Source organism: Neisseria sp. P0001.S005 (genome assembly GCF_051963715.1).
The window spans coordinates 1-371 of sequence record NZ_JBQCTZ010000756.1; the positions used below are offsets into that span (position 1 = coordinate 1).

The following is a 371-nucleotide window of genomic DNA, read 5'->3' on the forward strand; positions in this document are numbered from 1 at the left end:
GCATGGGAAAAAATCACCGGCCTGCTCCAACACGACCTCTTCCATATTTACCCCGTAGACGACCACATCCTGACCGTTGTCCGCAATATGCGCCGTCTCGCCATCGAAACCCACAGCCACGAAATGCCCGAGGCCAGCGCCATCATGCAGGCCTACCCACGACCACATATCCTCTACACCGCCGCCCTGCTGCACGACATCGCCAAAGGCCGTGGCGGCGATCACGCAAAAGAAGGCATCAAAGACGCACAACAATTCGCCGCCAACCACTACTACACCGAAGAAGAAAGCCATCTCCTCGCATGGCTGGTTGAAAACCACCTGCTCATGTCCACCGTTGCCCAAAAAGAAGACATCCAAGATCCCCATGT

General features: G+C 56.1%; 1 protein-coding gene. It reads left to right on the plus strand.

From position 1 onward, the window contains the following. Positions 1-371 (plus strand): HD domain-containing protein (locus ACTHSP_RS22715; RefSeq protein WP_440347093.1); only part of this gene is annotated, 371 nt, incomplete at both ends.